The organism is Micromonospora sp. BS32 (assembly GCF_059089345.1).
In genome coordinates this window covers 311,878-333,238 of record NZ_JBSSHR010000005.1, presented here as the reverse complement: position 1 = coordinate 333,238, position 21,361 = coordinate 311,878, and the positions used below count along the sequence as shown (strand labels likewise).

Genomic DNA, 21,361 nt, shown 5'->3' with positions numbered 1-21,361 from the left:
CCCTTCTGCGTCCCGGCTTGGAGATTGACGATGGCAAACGAACGCCTACGGAATGCTCTACGGAGCAACAACCACACCGAGCGAACGTTTGCCGATGACCTAGGTGTTGATCCAAAGACGGTGCAACGCTGGATCACAACCGGCCGGATCCCTCACCAGACGACAGCTCAGCGCGCGGCGAAGTTGCTCGACGTGCCGATGAGTTGGCTATGGCCTGACCTAGACCGGCCGCAGGACACAAGCGCTTCGGCAGAGGTCGTGGGCTTCTATCCCCATCGCTCGGAATCACCGAAGCAACTCTGGTCGGATCTCCTGCTGGCGACGCGCGAGAGGCTGGACCTGGTCGCGTTTGCCAGCCTCTTCCTGCCTGAAGAGAACCCCGAGTCCATCGAGATCATCAAGTACAAGGCGGCCAACGGCGTTAAGGTTCGGATCGCTCTAGGCGAGCCCGGGACGCAGGAGTTGGAGCTGCGGGGACGCGAAGAACGCCTTTACGACGCCATTGACGGGCGAGTGCGGATGGCCCTCGCTTACTATCGCCCGCTGCTAGGCGTTCCCGGCATTACTTTCCACGTGCACAGGACGACGCTCTACAACTCGATTTTCCGATTCGACGATCAAATGCTAATCAACCAGCACATCTTCGGGACGTACGGCTACATGGCTCCGATTCTCCACTTGCGACGGTGCAACAGCTCGACGGACCTGTTCGACACCTACGCAACGAGCTTTGAGCGCATCTGGGAAGAGTCCAAGCCCTACGAGCCGTGAGCACCTGCTCCGTCCGCGACCTGATGTAGGGAGCGCAGAACCAGCTCCGTGTCGGACAGGTCCTCCAGAACGAGGTCGGCACCCGCCTCTCGTAGGGCTTCCACAGCGTCGACGCCGGTCGCAACGGCCAGGACGCGGGCACCACCTTGGACGCCTGCCTCGACATCACGGGTTGTATCGCCAACCAGGACTGTGTTGCCGCGGTCGAACACGGTGCCGTACTTGGTGCCGGCCTTGGCTTGGGCAGCCGCTACCAGGTCAGCGCGGACCATACTGTCGGAGCCGAAGCCCCCTACCTCGAAGTCGAGGTGCTTATGTAATCCGAAGGTGGCTAGCTTGGTGAACGCATTTTCAGGGATGTTGCCGGTAAGCACCGACTGCACGAGCGAGTCGTCCTGACTGACAGCCGTCAGAGCAGCACCAGCACCTGTCAGGGCGTGACCACGAAGCCGGAGTGCGTCAGCGTTCCGCTCCATGGCCTCGACGAGCGTTGCGAAGAGCGCATCACGGTGGGCTTGGGTCATCTCGACACCGTTGGTCGCGAAGAGTTCCGCCATGATTGATTGGTCGGTCCTTCCGTCCGTCTGAGGACGGACCGAAGGCGGATCGCCAACCAGTAGCTCGAAGGCGAGAGCGTAAGTCTCTTTGCTGACGCCACCGTTCTCGATCAACGTGTGGTCGACGTCCCAGAGGATCAGGGTCTTCGGCGTGGTCACGCTGCCATCATCTCAGCTACCTCCGATAACCACACGGTGCCGAACGGCCCTCGCGGGGGCAAGCCAGGTCGGGAGGTGGTGAGGCCGATTTCAGGCCGGCCGCCGGCGATGTGGTTCAAAGTTTCTGTACGTCTTCAAGGCGGCCCTGAACGGGCCGCACGCGCCGCCGCCAGGGCGCGCGCCGGCCGCTGCCGCTGTCGCTCTGCGGCCGTCACGCCTGATGCCCGGCGGCTGGCGCGGAGAGCGGGGAGCCCGGAGAGCCGCCGCAGAACGACAGGCGTTGACCGGTGGAGGGGTGGGCCGGCAGCCGGCCGGGCCGCGCGGCCACGAGCCCGCGCGGCGTAGGGGAGCGCACGCCGGCCGCGTCGGCGAGCTGGCGGCGGTCGCGGGGTTACCGCTACTGCGCCTCCGGCGGGGGCGCTCCGGCTCCAGGATGGCCGGGGCTGCGTCGGCGGGTCACCGTCTGTGGGGGGTTGCGGTAGGCCATCCCGCCTGCCATCGACCCGGGCAAGCCGAGCAGACCACCGCCCGACCCGCCAGCGTCCGTACGAGCCGTCAAGGTCCGCTTGACGTGGCGGGCCGGGCGGCGGCCCGCTCCCCGGGAGGGCGGGTCGAGGGCAGACGGGATGGCAGCTTAGGGTGACTCTAATTCAGCGAACCTTCGCCCTTTCCTTTCGCCAAGGCCTTTTGCGCCATCCCACGGAAGAACCAAGGCTGAGGCGGGCCGACCCAAGAAATCACGGCGGTATTGTCAGGGGTTTTTTCCGCTCCTCGCAGGAGATAAAGATTTCTGCGTGTCCGGCGCATTCGTTCTTCGACCTGCACGAAACGAGCCTCGTTGAGTTGCACCCTGCGGATCAACTCCTCGCTGCTGAGGTCGGCTAGGGATCGCTGTTCCTTCTGAATCCGCTCCCGCATTGCGATGGTGTCTTGAAATTCCTTGAACGCGCTTTCAGCGGCCCCCTCTGCCTGTTCGATCATCCGATTTAGGACATCAGCAGGAACTTCGAGTCTTTGCGGATCTTGTGGCCCGTCCTGCTCGGCAGCCTTGACGGCTTGCCGAATCGTCTCATCGCTAATTTCGGGTTGCAGAAAGGATCGCGCGTGGAACAACAAGGTGTGGGTTTGCATAATAATTGCATGCACTCCGGCGACTCGTCGCGCCTCCGCCACCAGTTCCGGTCTGCCGCAGACCGTCTTCCCGCGAAGCCTAAGAAACCAGTCTTCCTTGGCGTCGCGGGTAACAAAGAGTATGGGAAGCTTTCGGCGAGTTGCCTCCTCAAGCGTTTGAGCCCACACGAGGTAATCGCCGCTACCGTCACTCTTCGTTGCAAAATCCTTGTACCCAGGAGGGACCTTCTCTGCCGCCCTACGGCTCGCCTCTTTGATAGCTTGGAGGCGTTGGTCGGTCGGCATCTCTGATCCAACTCTGCCGTCGAAGACGTTGCGAAGCGTCTGAAGAATAGGGTCATCGACAATTGAATCCGGCTGTAGGCCATGCCGCTTGCGCATCTTGCTGAGGCGCTCCTGCGTCAAGTTCAGTCCATGCATGATGGGCGCGAGGAGACCCTGTCGCTCCCTTTCCGAGAGGCTAACCCTGTTCGCCAGCTCTGCGGCTTTCTGGCCCAAGACTTGCTCAATGGTTGCCCGGAACTCGTCTACAGCTTTGAGGGCTTGATTGTATGAGTCGTCAAAGTTGGCGATGACAGAAAGCCTGTTCTTGTGGAATTCCAAGGCTACTTGGTGCGGTATCCAAAGTCGATCGCCGAGACTCCGCAGAACAGTGAATAGCTGAACCCTTGCAGTCGGCGCAAATCGGTAGGCTTCGAGGAGAACGTTTGTATCGAGGACAACAAGTCCTTGCGTTATCGCTGTCCGGATTTCGCTTTCTGACGGCACTAGAAAGCTTTCAAAGCCGTCGCTCAGTCCCGTCATCCATTCTCCATCCCCAAAGACCAAACACGGATACCATAGAGGCTTCCATGCACTGCCGTCAGCATCCATGGGCGTTCTGCTGCTTCTGCCGTGTGGTGTGTTGGACAGGGCCGCCAGCCCGCGGACAGCGAGCGACACGGAAGCCGCCCCGGCCTGAGGGTCGGATCCTAGCGGGGCTGGCGCGCTGAGTAGCCGCGCGAGTAGCCAACGCGGCGCACGTACCGGGCGGAGCAGTTGAACAGTGCAAGGCGAGGCTGGCCGACCTTAGCCGGCTCTTGGCAGTGTGGGGCACACAGGGGGCACAAGACACCGTCAAATGTCGTCAACCAGCCACTAACGATGGCAGCCCGAGACGCTGCATGAGCAGGTCACACGCCACGTTTCCGCTGCTGGCGGGACAGCCGCTCTGAGTTCCGCTTCAACGTCTGACCGTCGCTCGGGTGGCTGCGGATAGGTTGGCCAGGTGAAGCCTGAAATGCGGCCCCTGCTGTACGAAGACCTAGCGGCGCTCCTCGGACTGAACGTGGTCCTCCACGGGCTGTTGCTGGCAGACCAGCTTCCACCTGGCGTGACGCATCAACTGATCCGACGGCTGACTGAGCACGGGCCGTTGCCAGCAGGAGCCTCAGAAGGTGATCTCAGTCTTCTCCTTCATGACCTGGCCCAGCGTCTTCACTGGGCGATGGGACACGGTGACGAGTACCCCGAAACGACGGCGCGGCAGACCACGTACTGCATCGACCTCCCGAGCCCCGCCGCCGCTGACGCATGCCGTGCAGAGTTGACGGAGTTAGGCGCGCAGCGATTGGCCACGTACCGGCCGGGCCAGACGGGCCGCCCTATGACCAACGACGAGCATGTTGCGGCAGGGTTCCATTGGCAGCTCGTTGTCGCCTTCCCCGAACTCATGCCTAGCCCAGCCTTCGAGGCACGGATGCGAGCCCTGTCCGCGATGGCTGAACGGCACGGTGGCCGCTTCGCCGGCTCCTCGATCGGCTGGCCGAACTAAGAAGCACGGGGCCGTCCCCGGGCCGCCTGGGCCGTCACCGGGCCGTCAAACGCCGACCAGGGATGACCAAAGACGACCAGCAGCAGCCGAAGAAACAGCAGGTCAGCCGCCATGTGACGGCGGCTGGCCTGGTGGGCGACGGACGTGTCGACCTGTACGCCGGATTCAGTTGGAGGCGTGGACGGTCAGCTCGGGCGTTGCCGGCGTTGGTGGGATAGGTCCGTGTGGTGGTGCCCGCCGGGGTGGCTATGCGGATCGGTGTGGACGGTTGCGCTGGTCAGCCGGGGTACGGCGTGGGTGAGCTGGTGTTCGGCGTCGGCGGCGATCTCGTGTGCGGCGATGAGGCTGAGGTGGGCGTCGACGACCAGCTCGGCTTCGGCGTGCAGGCGGTGACCGATCCAGCGCAGCCGCACCGCGGCAACATCCCGCACGCCGTCGATCGTGCGGAGCGTCGTCTCGGCCTGGTCGACGATGGCGGGGTCGACGGCGTCCATGAGGCGGCGGTAGACCTCGCGGGCGGCGTCCTTGAGCACGAAGGTGATGGCGACGGCGATGACCAGGCCGATGGCGGGGTCGGCCCAGCGCCAGCCGAGGGCTGCGCCGCCGGCGGCGGCGAGGACGGCGAGGGAGGTGTAGCCGTCGGTGCGGGCGTGCAGGCCGTCGGCGATCAGTGCGGCGGAGCCGATGCGCCGGCCGACGCGGATGCGGTAGCGGGCGACGAGTTCGTTGCCGGCGAAGCCGACGAGCCCGGCTGCGGCCACCCAGGGCAGGTGGGTCACCTCGGCGGGGTTTAGGAGCCGCGTGATGGCGGTCCAGGCGGCGGCGACGGCGGAGGCGGCGATCACCGCGACGATGACAATGCCGGCGAGGTCTTCGGCCCGGCCGTAGCCGTAGGTGTAGGCGCGGGTCGCGGCCCGGCGGCCGAGCAGGAAGGCGATGCCGAGGGGGACAGCGGTCAGGGCGTCGGCGACGTTGTGCAGGGTGTCGCCGAGCAGGGCGACCGATCCGGACAGCACGACGATGACCGCTTGGGCGACAGCCGTGATCCCGAGGCCGACCAGGGAGATCCACAGGGCGCGTAGCCCTTCCCGGGAGGACTCCAGGGCGGGATCGATTGTGTCGCGGGAGTCGTGCGAGTGCGGCGTGACCGCGTGACGCAGCCGGTGCCACCAGGAGGCGAGGCGACCGCCGCCGTCGTGATGGTCGTGCCCATGCGATTCGTTAGGCCCGTGATCGTGACCGTGGTCATGTCCGTGCTCGTGGTCGTGCATCGGTTCCCCCTACCCCGTTCGGCACGGAAGATCCGGGCCGCCTGTCGCCGGCGATAATATGTGCTCATGTACGCACGCGACAACGTTGCAAATGCCAATGACCTGCAACAACGCCTCCCTGCCGATAGCCAGGTAGAGGCAGCGACCGAGATGTTGCGGATGCTGGGCGACGGCACCCGGCTGCGGTTGATGTCGCTGCTCGTCGAGGGCGAGCATGACGTGACGGCCCTGGTGGCGGCGCTGGGGGTGGCGCGCCCGGCGGTGTCGCAGCACCTGGGCAAGCTGCGCTTGGCCGGGCTGGTCACGGTGCGGCGGGACGGCCGCCGCGTCCTGTATGCCGCCCGAGGTGGCCACGTCCGTCGGCTCGTGACCGAAGTCATGCACGCCGCCTCCCACCGGGTGGCCGGCATCCCCGAGCACGACTGAACGCAGGTGGACTACTCGGCGGGCTTGGAACGCGGGTCGGCGAACCAGTCGCGGGTGAACTCACGGACGGCGTCGACGTCCAGGGTGTCGCAGGCGATGGTGCGGTAGGCGTGGACCGCCTTGACGGCCTCTGTCTGCCCGGCGGCGGGGCCGCCGACGACACGGCCGGAGATGGGATCGGTGACCAAGGCGCGCACCTGGGCGAGCTGATCGGCGGGGAGGTCCGGACGGTAGTTCACGATCACGAAGCCGTCGCCGATGACGTGCCCGAACGAGGTTGCGGGCACTGTCTCGCCCGGCTCGAAGAAGTCCTTGACCGGGTGCCCACCACCGGCCGGGAAGATCTCGGTACGGTTGCGGACGTCGCAGCTGCCCGCAGCCTGGGCGCCGGCCTGGACCGGTCGCAGCGCCTCACCGCCAGAGGTGATAACCAGGACCGCCGCAGCGACCACGCCGACCGCGATCAGCGCGCCATGCGACAGGCGGACATCCCGCAGGCGGGGGAGGTAGTGACGCAGCACGTCACCGAGCATGAACATGGCCACGACCGCGATGAGCTGCCCGATCTCGACGCCGACGTTGAAGGCCAGCACCCGGGGGATCAGCCCGTCCGACGGCAGGCCCACGTCCTGCAACCGGGTGGCCAGGCCCAGCCCATGCACGAGGCCGAAGGCGAGCACGGCCGCGGCGAACCACGCCCAGTTTTTCGGCCTGCCCCGTAGCCCGACCACACCAACGAAGACCAGGCTCAACGCAACCACGATGTCGACCATGACCGGATTGATATGCCAGTCGGCGACCGTCGCGGTGAACAGCGTGACGCTGTGGCCCAGCGCGAACAGCGAGATCAGCTTGGCGGCCCGCCGCATCTCGCCCGACAGCAGCAGGATGCCACCGACGAACAGCAGGTGATCCCACCCGGCAAGCATGTGCTTCGTGCCCAGCCACACGAACCCGCCGACGGTCTCGCTTGATCCACCGACACCGTGTGCCCACGCCACTTGGGGGAACACGAGCATCATGCTCACCAACGCAGCACCGATGACCGCACTCCGTCGCACCGCCAGCATCCGCGCCGCCCCCCATCCCTGATCATCCGCAGGCTCGGGGCCTGCCACGTCCGTCTAGTAGTCGCTGCGCCGACCCGCTTAGTTCCCGCAGTGACCTGGCAGACAAGACGTCGATACTTCCTGGGACTGGCTCCGGGGCGCGGGTGCGTGCGTCAGGAGACGGGTAGTCCCGCTAGGCCGGCCGCAAGGCCGAGGGCAGCGCTGACAGCGAGGATGCGCAGGACTGACCACCGGGCTGGCGGTGCCAAGGTGAGTGTCTAAGTGAGTGACTACGGGTGCGAACACTGCCGCACAACCACGGACGCCGGCGCACCGTTCGCGCAGGTGAGAGGCTCAGCAACGCCAGCTCAGCGAAGCGGAATCGTTGCCTGGGGGTCAAGGGGTCGTCGGTTCGAATCCGGCCGTACCGACCGGTTGACCTGGGAAGATGAAGATCTTCTCCGGTAACGGCGGTAACGCCCGGTAACGGATGATCTTCGTTGGCGGTAACGGCACGGACCGGTGGCCGTCGGTCTGCTGGCCGTGAGACGCGCTGACCTGCTGCTTCGTTTGCGTCTTGGATGAAGCGACATTTTGGTCTCTTGATTCAGCGTCAACCGCTGCAGATGTTGCCACCTGTTGCCGTGTCAGGCGGTTCGACGAGCCCTCGGTGCGCGGCAGGATCGCCGGCTGACCCTGGTCCTGGTCTTCCTGAGGTGGCGGGTGCGCAGTAGAGCCCTGGTGATTCAGCCGCCGCCGTCGGCGTCAGCTGGTAGGCCCAGTGCACGACGATCGCGGGCGGTTCCTGGTCGTCCGGCACCTGGTCGAACCCCGGCACCACGGCCTTCGGGTTCCATCTGGCGAGCAGGAAAGAGAGCGTTGGGGATCTCCACCGCATAGCGGAGTTCGCCGTCGACGTAGGCGCCGCCCGGGGAGAGCGGCGCGCCCGCCCGGGTGCGGCCGAGCCCTTCCGTCGTGGCGAACTTCGGCGGCTGGTTAGTCGCCGACGTAGTGCGGGGCCCAGTTGCCCACCACGACCTGTACCGGGGCGAAGAGTGCGGCTGCAGTGGACGGGATGGCGAGCCCGAGGCGGTGGAAGCGGCCCCGGCGACCGCGCAATAGCGCGACGGCGTACACGCTGGCAATGCCGAAACCGGTGACCAGGAACGCCGCGATGATCATGTGTGCGGTCGGCGGCCCGGTCACCGGGTTGAACATCGCCGCCCAGGGCCGCACGTCGGTCACCTCGCCGGTGACCAGGTCGAAGCCTCGCGGCTGGTTCATCCAGGCGTTCGGGAGACCACGAAGAACGTCGACCCGGGACGTCGATCAGCTCTGCGGCTGTTGCCCCTGCGGTCCTACCAGCCGCGCCGTGACCTGCCTCAATGGCTGGCTGCTGTTGACGATCTTCTTCATCCGTTGCCACGCCGCTCGGGCCGGAGAACTGCCCAGCACGCCACCCAGACCCCCCACACCGCTGCCAGCCGCCGCCCCGCTGTTCTGAGCCAGTTGCTGGGTGGTCTGCCCGAGCTGTTGACCGACCTGCTGGGTGGCCTGCTGCAGCGTCTGCGACAGCGGCCCATTGGGCCCCAGCGCCTCCTGCGCCGTCTGCCCGACGTGGTCGAGCGTTCGCGCTAGCGGCCCCTGCGGCCCGAGCGCCTGCTGAGCTGTCTGCCCGACCTGGTTCACGGCGGTGTCCACCGTCTTCACCACCGACTCGATGATCTGAGGGTTGCGCTCGATGGTACGGAGGGCGCTGTCGAGAATGCCGCGGAGCTCTTCGAGCCGAACCTCGAGCATCGCCTCGGTCTCGACGCCCTTGATGTCGATCTTCACCGTGCCGAGATGCGCCTGAACGCCCACGTCGAGCTGGAGCAGACTACCCAGCCGGGCTCGCAGTGAGACGGAGGCGTCCAGGTTGTCGACCTCGACGTAGATCTGTTCGACCTTGACCTGCGGGATCTGGAGGACGACGTCCGGGTCTGACATCGTCTTGCTGCTGTGCCCGCCAGCCGGCTGAGGAAGGCCGCGCTCACCACTCTGCGGGACGGCGGGGCGTTCGCCGGGGTCGGCAACCGTCGGCCCGCCGGCGGCACCGATGTTCTGGCCCTGACCTGCGACTGCCCCGCCCTCCTCCGCGTCGCGCTGCCGATCGACCTGCTCGCGTGGTTGCGCGGGCGACTCCCGTTTGCCCGTGTCCCGGCTCTCCGGTTCGATCATCCCGCACTCCTCGGCCTCGCCTAGCATGCGGACCGGACGAGCCCATCATCGGTATGTGGCTCCGATCCTCGGCCCATCCCCTCGGACCGGGTCGCGGTCTACCCGTGCGCCGACGCATCAAACGGCTCAGGAGAGCAACCGCCGGTCATGAGGATCATGCCGGTCGCGCTGGTGACGGCCTGCTTGGTGGTCGTCACGTTGTTGAATCGAGCGACAGGCTGTCCCAGAATCACGGGAATTGGTCGAGCTACGCGATGAGCCGCCATCGGGCGACCACCGACCGCTGCTGACCCCGGTCATTGGGGACGACCGTCGGGTTGGCCCGGCCGATCCCTCGGTTAGGCACGCGAGCGCCACCGGTTCGACGCCGATCTCGCCTGGCTCTCGGAGGCGGCCCGCAGGCTGGCCGACCCGACGCCTGAGCGGATGGCGCGACCTCGACCGGCGCCGTCCGCCGAAACGGTCGGTGACGCTACAACATCTCCAGCGGTTGCGGGCCGGCCGGCGACGGGAACGCCGTGTCGAGTGCCGCCGCGTCCTCCTCAGTCAGATGCAGGTTGCGCGCTTCCGCGTTCTCCCTGGTGTGTTCGGGATTGGACGATCGGGGGATGGCCGCAACCATGTCCTGCCGCAGCAGCCAGGCCAGGGCGACCTGAGCGGGCGTGGCCCCGTGCCGGGCGGCGACCTCCGCGACCTGGGGGTGGCCGAGCAGTCGGCCCTGCTCGATCGGTGAATACGCCATCACCGGGATTCGGTGCTCGCGTAGCCACGGCAGCAGGTCGTACTCGGGACCGCGGCGGGTGAGGTTGTACAGAATCTGATTGGTCGCGCAGGAGTTCCCGCCCGCATCGAGTAGCTCCGTCATGTCGGAAAGATCGAAGTTGCTCACGCCCCACTGCCCGATGTCACCGGCGTCGACGAGTTCGGCGAACGCCTCGATCGTCTCCGCGAGTGGATGCGTGCCGCGCCAGTGCAGCAGGTAGAGGTGGATATGGTCGACGCCGAGTCGTTGCAGGCTGCGGCGGCAGGCCTGCACGGTTCCCCGTCGGCTGGCGTTGGACGGCAGCACCTTGTCGACCAGAAAGACCTCGGCGCGTCGTCCGCCGATCGCCTCGCCGACGAGTTCCTCGGAAGCGCCGTCACCGTACATCTCCGCAGTGTCGATCATGGTCATACCCAGGTCGAGCCCGGTGCGTAGGGCGGCTATCTCGTCCCGCCGCCTCGCGGGGCGCTCGCCCAGGTACCACGTTCCCTGGCCCAGCACGGGCATGGTCTGGCCGGACGGCAGCTCGATCGCGTCTGCAGCGAGGGTCATGTCGACCTTTCCGAAAAGCCTCGGTACCAGTGGATTGCCTGCGTTACCCGCAAAGACACTCAGCACACCCTCGTAGCGGGGCCCTTTCCCGCACAGGCCATCGCGCTGTGCAGCCGGCATGTGGCCGGATTATCCACCCTTGAGCGGCGTTCGCTGGCCTGTTTGCCGGTGCCCGCACCGGGAAGGCGACCGCGAGCGAGCGATGCGCCACCGACGGGGTGGCGCCGCGAAGGGAGGCCGCAGAAATGGCGCAGAGCCAGCAGCCACTGACCGGCAAGCGAGTGGCTTGCCTCGCCGCCGACGGGGTGGAGGACGTGGAGTACACCCAGTCCCGGGCCGCCGCGGAGCAGGCGGGGGCAGAGGTCCACCTGATCTCGTTGAAATCCGGCGAGATCCAGTCGATGAACCAGGACATCAATCCGGCCAACCACTATCGGGTGGACCGGACCGTGAACGAGGCCAATGCGGCCGACTACGACGCCCTGTTGCTGCCGGGTGGGACGGTCAACCCCGACCGGCTCCGGATGAACCCGCAGGCGATGGACTTCGTCCGGGCGTTCTTCCAGCAACAGAAGCCGGTGGCGGCGATCTGCCACGGCCCTTGGTCGTTGGTCGAGACCGGGATCGTCAACGGCCGGACCGTCACCTCGTTCCCCAGCCTGCGCACCGACATCCGCAATGCGGGCGGGAACTGGGTGGACGAACAGGTGCAGGTCGACAACGGCCTGGTCACCAGCCGGAGCCCCAGCGACCTTCCGGCCTTCTGCGCCAAGATGGTCGAGGAGTTCGCCGAGGGCAAACACGTTCGCCAGATGGCGACAGCCTGACCGGTGGGGCTCCAGGCCGGGGGGATCAGCCCGGCCGGGAGCCCCGGCCCGGTATCCCCGGCAACCGGATCTGGCGCCGCTTGGGATGCTTTCCGCTTGGGCCTGCCGGCCTGGCTGATCCAGTAGTACGCGTGCACTTGGGCGGTGCCGTGCGTGGCTTCCGGGCCGAACAGCAAGGGAATGAAGCGCTGTCGCCGGTATTCGTACCTCTTGCCGTCCTGTGTGCATAGGCCCAGGTAGTCGGCCCTCCCCAGCCATCCCAGGGCTACACCTTGCCCGGGCGGACCATTGCTGCGCCTGGGTCGGACCGCCAGCCCGCGGTCCCGGCGCCGGCCTCTGTCACGGCGACGGGAAACGACAGCACGACCACATCGAACCTCGCTGCAAGGATCAACGGGAGGGCTTGGTGGCAACGAACCACCGGCTGGCCGACCGCTCGCAGAATCGGCCGCTGCGGATCGCGATGGTGCTCCCGCCCTGGCTGTCGGTGCCTCCACCGGGCTACGGCGGGGTGGAGCACGTGGTGGCCGGGCTCGTGGACGCGCTGGTCGATCGGGGTCACCAGGTGACCCTGTTCGGGGCGGGGCCGCAGCATGGCACCGCCGCCGACTTCGTCTCGACGGTGCCCGAACTGCAGTACGAGCGGCTCGGCGAGACGCTGCCCGAGCTGGCCCACGCGGCCCGAGTCACCCACCTGATCAGCGCGGCTGACTTCGACGTCATTCACGACCACACCACCATCGGCCCGATGATCGCCGGCCGGCGCGGCGTGGCCACCGTGGCGACCGTGCACGGCAACCCGGTAGGCGAGTACGGCGACGTGCTCAGCCTCACCGACCAGAGCACCGTCCCTGGTTGCCATCTCGCACGCCCAGCGTCGAATGAACCCGCGGCTGCCCTGGGCCGGCGCCGTACATGCGATGGACCTCGCCGGCATCGCCCACAAGACGGCGCCCGGCCGGGGGCCGGTGCTCTGGCTGGCCCGGTTCAGCCCTGACAAGGGCCCGGATGTTGCCATCCCGGCGTGCCGGGCCTCCGGCCTGCCGCTGACGCTGGTTGGCAAGTGCAATGAGCCGATCGAACGCCGCTACTACGACGAAGTCATCCGGCCACTGCTCGACGAGGACGTCACGGTGGTGTTCAACGCGGGAGGCCGTGCTGCAGATGCTGATCGACGCCCGCTGCCTGATCATGCCCATCCAGTGGGAGGAGCCCTTCGGCATGGTCATGCTGGAGGCCATGGCGACCGGCACCCCGGTGGTCGCGCTCAACCGCGGCGCCGTCCCGGAACTCGTCCGACCCGGCCTGACCGGCCTGGTCTGCGGAGGCAGACGAGGAACTGCCGGCGGCGCTGCACGAAGCGACCGCACTCGACCCGGCGGCTTGCGTCGCCCACGTGGCGGAGAACTTCTCCGCGCAGCGGATGGCCCGTGGCTACGAGACGATCTACCGGCGCGCTGCGTGAATGTCTAGGACTGGTTGAGCAAATCCCTCCAACCGACTAAGCCGATGTTCGCCGCCTACCGCCGGACTGGATGGCACCCTGTGCACGTGGACTGGGCAGGGAGCTGGGGGAAGGTTGGCATCGGGATCACGGTGAACGGCCTCTGATGCGTACCGCGTCGATCGTAGTAGCCGCGCTGGCGACGGCGGCGGTCGCGGACTTGATCTCCGGCATGCTGGTCCGCCGGGCTGCCCGCGGCCGCTACAAGTGGCTGCTGGAGCCGCTGCGGCACGCATGCCGCCGCCCGACGGCCGCGGTCCTGCTGGTCGGGGCGCTGTACTACGCGCTGCCGCCCGGACCGGCCGAGTGGCAGCGTTATCTGCGGCACACCGCCCTGCTGGTCCTGATCGCCCTCAGCTCGTGGCTGGCGATCAGGATATTGAACGTCGTTGAAAAGGCCGCCTTCACCAAGCTGCCGGGCGATCTGGTCACCAGCCGGCGGATTCGGCGGGCCCGGACCCAGATCCGCCCCGTGCGGCGGCTCACCGTCGCCGTGGTTACGGTCGTCGCGATCGGCCTGATCCTGATCACCTTCCGGCCGGTACGCCTCGCCGGCATCTCCATCCTGACCTCGGCCGGCGTGATCGGCGCGGTGATCGGCCTCTCCGCGCGAACCGCGCTCGGCAACGCGTTCGCCGGCATCCAGATCGCCTTCGCCGACGGGATGCATGTCGGCGACGTGCTGGTCGTGGACGGCGAATGGGGCCGGGTCGAAGAGGTGAAGCTGACCAACGTGGTGATCCGGCTCTGGGACGATCGGGTACTCATCCTGCCGACCACGTACTTCACCGAGCGGCCGTTCCAGAACTGGACCCGCAACGAGTCGCGGGTGCTCGGCAAGGTTCAGGTCCATGTCGACCACACCGCCGACCTGGACGACCTGCGCCAGGAGGCACGCCGACTGGTCGAGTCCTCACCACTGTGGGATCGCGGCCAGTGGGTGCTCCAGATGGTCGACGCCACCCCGCAGACCGTGGTCATCCAGGTGCAGGCCTCGGCCGCGGACGGCGCCAGCGCCTGGGACCTGCGCTGCGACCTACGCGAGGGACTGATCCGCTACCTGCGCGACCACCATCCCCAATGGTTGCCCCGAACCCGCAACCAGTACCAACCCTGACCGCTTCCGTGGCCCGCTCGGCGGCGGGCCCGGCGAAGGGGAGTCAGCGGCCACTGGTAGTGGTCGCTATTCCTGCGCGTGAAGCCTGGTTGATCAGGATCCGCCCAGGCCGGTCACCAGGTTCACGGCCGCGGCGAGGATGACCGTGCCGAACAGGTAGGACAGCAGCGCATGGCCGAGGGCGGTCTTCCGGACCCGCCTACTGGCCGGTTCGCTCTCCGACACGGCAAAAGACATGCCGACGGTGAACGCCATGTAGGCGAAGTCGCTGTAGGCCGGTAGCTCGCTCTGCTTGAAGTCGATCCCGCCATCCTCGAGGTAGAACATGCGCGCGTACTTGAAGGCGAATACGGTGTTCATCAATCCCCAGGACAGGATCGCCGTGAGCACACTCACGATGACCAGGGTGACCGCGAGCGCGTCCTTGCTGCCGGACGAGTGAACGAGGGCCCAGGCCACGGCGCCGAGGCTTGCCACCGCGGCGATCAGCACCGCGCCGTCGGTGGAGCGCGAGCGGCTCTCCTCCTCGGCGAGCCGCTCCGTGCCCTCTGGCCCCTGACGCCAACTGATCCGCCAGACCCAGACCAGCACGACGCTGACGGCCACGTTCCAACCGACCAGCGGAAACAATTCGGGAAACCCGAGCACCGCCACGGCCACGGCGACGACGGCGCCGGCAGCCAGCGAGATGGACAGGCGCCGGACCGAGAGGATCCGGCCCGGCGTTCGCATTTCGACCTGACCCATGGGCCCAGGATTCCAGGCGGTCGGAGAAAGGGCGGCTGATACTCCAACGTCACTTCGCCTGTCTGCACTGGTAATGGGAACGCCGGGCTCGGGCTTGGGACGTTCGCCGCCAGATTCCCGGCGTTCACCGGCCGGTTGCCCGTGACGATGAGTGCCCGTCCGGCGGCCCGGGCCGGCAGTTTCGGTGCAGCGGTCGATTGGCGGGTTCAGGTGGGCCCCGGGGGGTATGCCGCCCCACTATTTCGCGCCCCGGTTCGCCATGAACCGGGATGCTCGGCCAGGTGCGATCGGATACGGAGGCTACCCGTGACTCGACTGGCAGCCCGAGAGGCAGGGAAGGCCAGGCAGGACGAGGTGCAGCGGCGGGGGCGAGGGCTCGGCTGGATGAGTCTCGGTCTGGGCGTGGCACAGCTGGCGGCGCCGGACACGGTGCGCCGGATCAGCGGCGTGGACGACTCCCCGACGTCCCGGGCGGTGGTGCCGCTCGTCGGGGCGCGGGAGCTGGTACACGCGGCCGGGCTCCTGACGAGCCGGCGGAAGAGCGTCTGGACGTGGACCCGGGTCGTGGGCGACGCGATGGACCTGACCTCCCTCGGAAGGGCCATCGCCCACCGTGGCGGGCGTCGCCGGTGGCGGCTCGTCGGCGTCACTGGCGCTGTCGTCGGCATCACGGTGGTGGACCTGCTAACCGCCGTGCAGGCCACCCGGGCGAAGCAGACCGGCTCCGTCCCGGCGATACGAGGCTCACGCAAAGGAGGATCCATGGAGCTGACAGCCACGACAACCATTCGCAAACCCCCGCCGGAGGTCTACGCGTTCTGGCGCGATCTGGGCAACCTCCCGACGTTCATGGCGCATCTCGAGGAGGTCCGCGCCACCGATGACCGTACGAGCCATTGGTCCGCCGCGGCCCCGTTCGGCAAGAACGTCGAGTGGGACGCGGAGATCGTCGACGAGGCGCCCGGCGAGAAGATCGCGTGGCGGTCAACCGGGAACGCCGACGTGCCGAACACCGGTACGGTCCGGTTCGTGCCCGCCCCGGACGGTGTGAGCACCGAAGTGCACGTCGTCCTGGCGTACGACATCCCCGGCGGCACGGTCGGCAAGGCGGTCGCCAGGTACTTCGGCGAGGAACCGCACCAGCAGCTCGACGACGACCTGCGCCGGCTCAAGCAGGTGCTGGAGACCGGCGAGGTGGTCCGGTCCGACGGCGCCCCGTGGGGCAAGCGGGCCCGCAAGGAGTTCCCGCAGCGTCCGGCGCAACCGCTGTCGGATTCCGAGCTCGCGAAGGGAGCGGACGCGTGAGGGCGAACACCTGGGCGGGCCGCAACAAGGTCAAAGTCCGGGACGTGCCGGACCCGAAGATCCTGAACAAGCGCGATGCCATCGTACGGATCACTTCCACCGCGATCTGCGGCTCGGACCTGCACCTGGTCGACGGGTATGTGCCCACGATGCAGGACGGCGACGTCATGGGTCACGAGTTCATGGGTGAGGTGATCGAGGTCGGCCCGGGCGTCGATCCGGATCGGCTGCGCATCGGGGACCGGGTCGTCGTACCGTTCCCGATCGCCTGCGGCGCGTGCGGCGCCTGCGCCGCCAAGCTGTACTCCTGCTGCGAGAACTCCAACCCCAACGCCGGGATCGCGGAGAAGATGTTCGGGCACCCCGTCGCCGGGATCTTCGGCTATTCGCATCTGACCGGCGGCTTCGCGGGCGGTCAGGCGCAATATGCACGAGTGCCGTTCGCCGACGTCGGTCCACTGAAGATCGAGTCCGATCTGACCGACGAGCAGGTGTTGTTCCTCTCCGACATCCTGCCAACCGGCTATATGGGTGCCGAAATGTGCGACATCCAGTCCACCGACGTGGTGGCGGTGTGGGGTGCCGGCCCGGTCGGCCAGTTCGCCATGGACAGCGCCCGGGTGCTCGGCGCCGCGAAGGTCATCGCCATCGACAAGGAGCCGTACCGGCTGCAGATGGCGGAACGGGCGGGCCACACACCGGTGAACTTCGAGGAGGTAGACGTGCGGTCCCGGCTGCTGGAACTGACCGGTGGGCGGGGACCGGACAAGTGCATCGACGCGGTCGGCATGGAGGCCAGCCACGGCAGCGCTCACGTCCACGCCTACGACCGGGTCAAGCAGGCGGTCCGCTCGGAGACCGAGCGCCCGCACGCACTGCGGCAGGCGATCCTGTCGTGCCGCAGCGGTGGCATCGTGTCGGTGATCGGCGTGTACGGCGGCTTCCTCGACAAGTTCCCCGCCGGCGCGTGGATGAACCGCTCGCTGACCCTGCGCACCGGGCAGTGCCACGTGCAGCGCTACATGAAGCCGCTGCTGCAGCGTATCGAGCGCGGGGAAATCGATCCGACCCGGGTCATCACCCACACCCTGCCTCTCGACGAGGCGGAACGCGGCTTCGAGATCTTCAAGAACAAGCAGGACGACTGCGAGAAGGTCGTCCTCAAGCCCTGACCACCGCCCGCATCCGGCCACCGCGACGCGCACGGTGGCCGGATGGGGCGTCTACCGGGGGGACGTCCAGGAGGCGCTCGGCAACTACCGTCACGTCATCCGCTGCTACGTGGTTCCGCCCGTCGGCGGGCGGCAGCTCTACGCCCTCGACCAGCGGGTCGTCCACGACCCTCTAGAGAAGCTGCCGAGGAGCGGGAGCGAGAACAGCGGACCGCTGTCGCCGACCACCGTACTGAGGCAACCCCCCAGGCCCGCCTAGTTCATGATCTGCGCTCTGATCCGCATGGGGACGACGGTGCCCGGCTGTTTGCCGCGGACGCCCCTGGGTAGGCGCGCTTGGTGAGCGGGCCAGAGACGGAGCTCGGCACCCGGTCGGACACCAGCCGTGCCGTGGCGTTCAGCGACGCCATCTTCGCCATCATCATCACGCTGCTGGTCCTGGACCTCCGGGTGCCGAACGTCCCGCCCGGCCGCCTCCTGTCCGGACTGCTCAGCCAGTGGCCGGCGTACGTCGCGTATCTCGCGTCCTACTCGTACGTGGCGGTCGTCTGGCTCAACCACAAGGCGGCGTTCAACCGCATCCAGCAGGTCGATCGCGGCCTGCACTGGATGAACCTGTTCGTGCTGTTCACCACGGCGCTGCTGCCGTTTCCGACCATCGTCGTGTCGCACGCGCTGCAGGAGCACGACAACGCGGACCAGCGTGTGGCCATCGCCTTTTACGCGCTGATCGGCGCGTCGCTGTGCGCGACTTGGCTGGCGTTCTACCACTACCTGGCCCGGAACCCCGACCTGCTGAAGGAACAGGTCAAGGACGGGTTCTTCCCCGTCGAGCGGTTCCGGGCCCTCGCCGGGGTCGTTCTGTACGTCCTGGCGGGGGTGGTCGGCTACCTGGTGGCGCCGTTGGTCGGCCTCGCCATCTTCGTCCTGCTGCCCGTCTTCTACGCCGTCACCAGCGCCGGCCTGTACCAGTTTCGGGTGACCCGCCGGATCACCCGCCGTCCTCCGCCATCGCGCGGCTGAGGGCGACGAACCGCCGTTTCACCCCGGTGGGCGCGGGTACCCGCCGCAATCCGGTTCGAGAGGGGATCCGAGGTGAACTACACCGAGTTCATCCAGTCCGTGGCAGCGCGACCGAAGGTTCCGCCGGGGCAGGCGGAACCGATCACCCGCGCCACGCTCGAGACGTTGGCAGAACGGATCACTGGCGGCCAGGCGAGGGACCTCGCCTCCCAGCTCCCTGAGGAGCTACGAGGCCTGGTGCATAGGCCCACCGAAGATCCGGAACGGTTCGGGCTCGCCGAATTCTTCGAACGGGTGCAGTCGCGGGCCGGGGTCGATCGCCAGGTGGCCGCCGAGGGAGCACAGGCCGTGCTGGATACCCTCCGTGAGTCGGCCAGCGCGAAGGAGTACGGGGACCTTGTCGACCAGTTGCCACAGGAGTTCTGGCAGTTGACCGGGCCGGGAGCGGGACGGCTCGAGCCTCGCCGGGTCGGCACCTAGCCAGGTCGTGTCTTCGCCGGGTCACAACCATTGCAGTAGTGCGGCGATGGTGTCCGTGGCCTGGTGCGAGGCGGCAGTCGTAGCGGGTCGCGACCCTGGGGGCGGACCCGGGGCCGGCCGGGTCCTGGTCGCTTCACCCGGACGGCGGCCATGACGTGGGCGAAGCGGTGCAGTCGTTGACGTTGCCGCCGGAGAGTACGAACGCCGGGGTCGGTGCTGCGGTGGCCCGGTCCAGGCGCGGGCGGCGTGTCGGCGCAGGCTGGCCAGCTCAGGGATCCGCGCTTCCCACAGATGGCGAAACCTTCAGGGGCAACACCAGGCTCGGCCACAGGCGCAGCAGAGTCGCGGCGTCCAGCCACATTGGGTGAGGTCATCCGGGGGCGGTGGCCTCGCGCCGCACGGTGAGGGGGTCGCGTCACCGTGTCGGACCCGTGCAGTCTGCGGATCGATGATCGGAACCGTCGCCGTCGAGGCGATGGAGGAACTCGGTGGAGTGGCTGGCATAGGAAGTGCTTGACGATCCGCGGTAACGAGCTCGGTAAAGAGAAGATCGCAACCTGCGGATGAGGTGGTAAGGCGCGGAACGGAACAGCATTTCGGGCCGTGCGGTTTGTCCCTTTCCAAGGATATTTCGGCCTGTTCGGTCAGGGCGTGACAGAATCGTTGTAAGACTTGGGGGTCAAGGGGTGTCGGTTCGAATCTGGCCGTCCCGACAGTATGTAGATGGGCCGCAACCGGGGCTTTTGCCCTGGTGATGCGGCCTCTACTGTTTACGGCAACCTTCTTGGGGCGAGCTAAACCGCCGGTAGCTGGGATCACTTGGGGACCGGCGAACCTTCAGGTGAGCACTCACCGCCACTCCGGCGTCCGTGATCGACTGGCGATCGGGGTGCAAGTACCGCTGGGTCGTGGTTAGCGACCCGTGCCCGGCGATCGTTCGCAGGACGTGCACCGGCACGCCGGCGTCAGCCATCCAGGTCAGCCCTGCGTGACGCAGATCGTGGCATCGAAGACGTTCGTAGCCCAGGGCAGTCACGACCTCGTCCCGGTGGGTGCTCGGGGCGCCACCCCTTTCTGGAAGGGCTGTGCACTGACCGCGAACCCGCCTAAGAGCTCCTAACTCTTTGAGTGTTGGAGTCGGCGCCAGCCGATGATGGCGCAGGCGAGGGTGAGGAAGGCTTCGTGGATGTCGTCGCGGATCTCCCACCGCACCCGCAGGCGGCGGAACCAGTGCAGCAGGGCGATGGTCTGCTCGACGACCCAGCGTCGGGTGCCGAGTCCGGAGCCGTGTGCGACGCCGCGTCGGGCGATGACGGGTGTGATGCCTCGGGTCCGTAGCGCGCGGCGGTAGATGTCGTAGTCGTAGCCGCGGTCTGCGTAGATCTGGTCGGGCCGTTGCCGGGGTCTGCCGCGGATGCCCTTGATCGGCGGGACTTTGTCGACCAGGGGCATCAGTTGGGTGACGTCATGGCGGTTGCCGCCAGTCAGGCTGACGGCGAGGGGGATGCCGCCCGCGTCGGTGATGACGTGGTGTTTCGAGCCTGGCTTGCGGCGGTCGACCGGGCTCGGGCCGGTTTTGGGCCGCCTTTGAGCGCCCGGATGTGGGAGCCGTCGATCACCGCCCGGGACATGTCCAGCTGCCCGGCAGCGCGCAGTTTGCCCAGCAGCACTTCGTGCAGTTGCTGCCACACGCCGGCGTCGTTCCAGTCCCGCAACCTGCGCCAGCAGGTCATCCCCGACCCGAACCCGAGTTCCTGGGGCAGGTGCTCCCACGGGATCGCCGTGTAGAGCACGAACAAGATCCCGCACAACACCTTGCGGTCATCCAGCGGCTTACGGCCGGGATAGCGACGCCGACGTGGTGGTCGGGGTGGCAGCAACGGCGCGATCTCGGCCCACAACTCGTCCGAGACGATCCACGGCGGCCGCTCACCCCTCCTCACGCCCGAACACTCTAGCCGACCGTCCATCAAGGACGACCGCCCCTAGATCAATCTGTTAGGGGTTCTAAGTCCGGCTGCGGGCGTGACCCGGCCGGGCCTACGTGCCAATCCGGCCGGGTTCGAGCCGGGTGGCCGCAGGCCCCGTCAGCTGCCAGAACTCCTTCGGCAACTGGGCGATGGAGTCCTCGTACTCCTTCGCGCTGACCGCGTCCCGCAGCGTGTCCAGCACGGCGCGCACCCCGTCGGTCGCCGTCTGGAACTCCACCGCGGCGCGTTGCTGCACCCGCTCGAAGAACTCGGGAAGCTCGAACGGTTCGGCCTGCTCATCGGGCTTGCGTAGGTCTCCCCGCAGCTCCTCGGGGAGCTGCGCGGCGAGATCCCGTGCCTGGCCGCCGCTGAGCCGCTCCGCCAGCGTCGCGAGCGTGGCACGGGTGATCGGCTCGGCCAGGGTCGGTGACATCTTCGGTCGCGTGGCCACCGACTGGATGAACTCCGCGTACTCCACCTCGAACCCCCTCCTGCCGCGAATGC

The 21,361-nt window shown here is 67.5% G+C and carries 19 protein-coding genes and 2 pseudogenes; 10 read left to right on the top strand and 11 right to left on the bottom strand.

Annotated features, from left to right (window positions below):
• Nucleotides 1-30 precede the first annotated feature (30 nt).
• Nucleotides 31-771: a helix-turn-helix domain-containing protein gene (locus AC5RWQ_RS11260; protein ID WP_494282670.1), complete on the top strand. Its 741-nt coding sequence runs from the start codon at nucleotides 31-33 to the stop codon at nucleotides 769-771.
• Here the strand turns inward: AC5RWQ_RS11260 and AC5RWQ_RS11255 are convergent.
• Together AC5RWQ_RS11255 and AC5RWQ_RS11250 are read right to left on the bottom strand one after the other, a co-directional pair.
• The gene (locus tag AC5RWQ_RS11255; RefSeq protein ID WP_494282669.1) at nucleotides 759-1,487 is read right to left on the bottom strand and encodes an HAD family hydrolase; all 729 of its coding nucleotides are present in this window, start codon (nucleotides 1,485-1,487) and stop codon (nucleotides 759-761) included. The genes AC5RWQ_RS11260 and AC5RWQ_RS11255 overlap by 13 nt on opposite strands.
• A 645-nt stretch (nucleotides 1,488-2,132) precedes the next feature.
• Entirely contained in the window at nucleotides 2,133-3,422 is a 1,290-nt protein-coding gene (locus AC5RWQ_RS11250; protein WP_494282668.1) for a PIN-like domain-containing protein, read from the bottom strand.
• Nucleotides 3,423-3,885: 463 nt separating this feature from the next.
• Here AC5RWQ_RS11250 and AC5RWQ_RS11245 point away from each other — a divergent pair, with 463 nt between their 5' ends.
• Complete coding sequence (locus tag AC5RWQ_RS11245) at nucleotides 3,886-4,431, top strand: hypothetical protein (RefSeq protein WP_494282667.1); 546 nt, start codon at nucleotides 3,886-3,888, stop codon at nucleotides 4,429-4,431.
• Between the two features lie 185 nt (nucleotides 4,432-4,616).
• Here AC5RWQ_RS11245 and AC5RWQ_RS11240 read toward each other — a convergent pair whose 3' ends face one another.
• Nucleotides 4,617-5,591: a cation diffusion facilitator family transporter gene (locus AC5RWQ_RS11240; RefSeq protein ID WP_494282722.1), complete on the bottom strand. Its 975-nt coding sequence runs from the start codon at nucleotides 5,589-5,591 to the stop codon at nucleotides 4,617-4,619.
• 177 nt (nucleotides 5,592-5,768) lie between these two features.
• Between AC5RWQ_RS11240 and AC5RWQ_RS11235 the strand changes: the two genes are divergently transcribed.
• Nucleotides 5,769-6,128 (top strand): ArsR/SmtB family transcription factor, encoded by a 360-nt coding sequence (locus AC5RWQ_RS11235; protein WP_494282666.1) that lies wholly within the window; start codon nucleotides 5,769-5,771, stop codon nucleotides 6,126-6,128.
• 11 nt (nucleotides 6,129-6,139) lie between these two features.
• Here AC5RWQ_RS11235 and AC5RWQ_RS11230 read toward each other — a convergent pair whose 3' ends face one another.
• From AC5RWQ_RS11230 to AC5RWQ_RS11215, 4 genes are all read right to left on the bottom strand, one after another.
• A complete protein-coding gene (locus AC5RWQ_RS11230) occupies nucleotides 6,140-7,198 on the bottom strand; it encodes a HupE/UreJ family protein (RefSeq protein ID WP_494282665.1) in 1,059 nt (352 codons plus the stop codon).
• A gap of 975 nt (nucleotides 7,199-8,173) precedes the next feature.
• Nucleotides 8,174-8,461 (bottom strand): cytochrome ubiquinol oxidase subunit I, encoded by a 288-nt coding sequence (locus tag AC5RWQ_RS11225; protein WP_494282664.1) that lies wholly within the window; start codon nucleotides 8,459-8,461, stop codon nucleotides 8,174-8,176.
• 45 nt (nucleotides 8,462-8,506) lie between these two features.
• On the bottom strand, nucleotides 8,507-9,397 hold the full coding sequence (locus tag AC5RWQ_RS11220; protein ID WP_494282663.1) for a hypothetical protein: 891 nt from the start codon (nucleotides 9,395-9,397) through the stop codon (nucleotides 8,507-8,509).
• A 472-nt stretch (nucleotides 9,398-9,869) separates the two neighbouring features.
• Nucleotides 9,870-10,832 carry an aldo/keto reductase gene (locus tag AC5RWQ_RS11215; protein ID WP_494282662.1) on the bottom strand — a complete coding sequence of 321 codons (963 nt, stop codon included), beginning with the start codon at nucleotides 10,830-10,832 and terminating at the stop codon, nucleotides 9,870-9,872.
• 125 nt (nucleotides 10,833-10,957) lie between these two features.
• Here AC5RWQ_RS11215 and AC5RWQ_RS11210 point away from each other — a divergent pair, with 125 nt between their 5' ends.
• The 3 genes and pseudogenes from AC5RWQ_RS11210 (at nucleotide 10,958) to AC5RWQ_RS11200 (ending at nucleotide 14,160) form a co-directional block, all read left to right on the top strand.
• A complete protein-coding gene (locus AC5RWQ_RS11210) occupies nucleotides 10,958-11,539 on the top strand; it encodes a type 1 glutamine amidotransferase domain-containing protein (RefSeq protein ID WP_494282661.1) in 582 nt (193 codons plus the stop codon).
• A gap of 463 nt (nucleotides 11,540-12,002) precedes the next feature.
• A pseudogene (locus AC5RWQ_RS11205) lies at nucleotides 12,003-13,004 on the top strand (glycosyltransferase).
• Between the two features lie 145 nt (nucleotides 13,005-13,149).
• Nucleotides 13,150-14,160 carry a mechanosensitive ion channel family protein gene (locus AC5RWQ_RS11200; protein ID WP_494282660.1) on the top strand — a complete coding sequence of 337 codons (1,011 nt, stop codon included), beginning with the start codon at nucleotides 13,150-13,152 and terminating at the stop codon, nucleotides 14,158-14,160.
• Between the two features lie 93 nt (nucleotides 14,161-14,253).
• Here the strand turns inward: AC5RWQ_RS11200 and AC5RWQ_RS11195 are convergent, their stop codons facing one another.
• Nucleotides 14,254-14,907 carry a DUF1345 domain-containing protein gene (locus AC5RWQ_RS11195; RefSeq protein ID WP_494282659.1) on the bottom strand — a complete coding sequence of 218 codons (654 nt, stop codon included), beginning with the start codon at nucleotides 14,905-14,907 and terminating at the stop codon, nucleotides 14,254-14,256.
• 384 nt (nucleotides 14,908-15,291) lie between these two features.
• Between AC5RWQ_RS11195 and AC5RWQ_RS11190 the strand changes: the two genes are divergently transcribed.
• From AC5RWQ_RS11190 to AC5RWQ_RS11175, 4 genes are all read left to right on the top strand, one after another.
• Nucleotides 15,292-16,212, top strand: coding sequence for an SRPBCC family protein (locus tag AC5RWQ_RS11190; protein ID WP_494282658.1), 921 nt, complete (start codon nucleotides 15,292-15,294; stop codon nucleotides 16,210-16,212).
• On the top strand, nucleotides 16,209-17,384 hold the full coding sequence (locus AC5RWQ_RS11185) for a zinc-dependent alcohol dehydrogenase (protein ID WP_494282657.1): 1,176 nt from the start codon (nucleotides 16,209-16,211) through the stop codon (nucleotides 17,382-17,384). Before AC5RWQ_RS11190 ends, AC5RWQ_RS11185 begins: the two co-directional genes overlap by 4 nt.
• A gap of 339 nt (nucleotides 17,385-17,723) precedes the next feature.
• On the top strand, nucleotides 17,724-18,407 hold the full coding sequence (locus tag AC5RWQ_RS11180; RefSeq protein WP_494282656.1) for a TMEM175 family protein: 684 nt from the start codon (nucleotides 17,724-17,726) through the stop codon (nucleotides 18,405-18,407).
• A 72-nt stretch (nucleotides 18,408-18,479) separates the two neighbouring features.
• Nucleotides 18,480-18,887, top strand: coding sequence for a DUF2267 domain-containing protein (locus AC5RWQ_RS11175; RefSeq protein WP_494282655.1), 408 nt, complete (start codon nucleotides 18,480-18,482; stop codon nucleotides 18,885-18,887).
• Nucleotides 18,888-19,650: 763 nt separating this feature from the next.
• Here AC5RWQ_RS11175 and AC5RWQ_RS11170 read toward each other — a convergent pair.
• The 3 genes and pseudogenes from AC5RWQ_RS11170 to AC5RWQ_RS11160 all read right to left on the bottom strand — a co-directional run.
• A pseudogene (locus AC5RWQ_RS11170) lies at nucleotides 19,651-19,944 on the bottom strand (tyrosine-type recombinase/integrase); the annotation flags it as partial.
• Nucleotides 19,945-20,003: 59 nt separating this feature from the next.
• Nucleotides 20,004-20,857, bottom strand: a protein-coding gene (locus AC5RWQ_RS11165) for an IS5 family transposase (protein WP_494282654.1) whose coding sequence is annotated in 2 segments (ribosomal slippage) — nucleotides 20,004-20,467 and nucleotides 20,467-20,857 — 855 coding nt in all. Because the reading frame shifts where the segments join, the coding sequence is not laid out codon by codon here.
• Nucleotides 20,858-20,927: 70 nt separating this feature from the next.
• Nucleotides 20,928-21,335: a DUF2267 domain-containing protein gene (locus AC5RWQ_RS11160; RefSeq protein ID WP_494282653.1), complete on the bottom strand. Its 408-nt coding sequence runs from the start codon at nucleotides 21,333-21,335 to the stop codon at nucleotides 20,928-20,930.
• Nucleotides 21,336-21,361 lie beyond the last annotated feature (26 nt).